This is a genomic window from Pantoea sp. SIMBA_079 (genome assembly GCF_046940275.1).
Lineage (GTDB): Bacteria > Pseudomonadota > Gammaproteobacteria > Enterobacterales > Enterobacteriaceae > Pantoea > Pantoea borealis.
This window is the reverse complement of sequence record NZ_JAWRYR010000987.1, coordinates 1-231: the sequence shown is the minus strand read 5'-3', so window position 1 is coordinate 231 and position 231 is coordinate 1. Positions and strand designations below refer to the sequence as shown.

Sequence of the window (231 nt, the reverse complement as noted above, 5' to 3'; positions counted from 1 at the left end):
CAGGATGTTCTCGCGAACATCGCTGCCGAGCATGCCGGTCAGGGCCTTCTTGACGTCTTCGATGATGTCGTAGATCACGTTGTAGTAACGCATATCCAGACCTTCCTGCTCGACGATCTTGCGCGCACCGGCATCGGCACGCACGTTGAAGCCGAACAGTACTGCATTCGAAGCCAGCGCCAGGTTGGCATCGCTCTCGGTGATACCACCGACGCCACCACCAATTACGCG

General features: G+C 58.0%; 1 protein-coding gene. It reads right to left on the bottom strand.

All coding sequences use genetic code 11. The annotated features are described in order from the left end of the window. The coding region (locus tag SB719_RS22890; protein WP_412160146.1) for a hypothetical protein at positions 1-231 on the bottom strand (231 nt) is incomplete at both ends.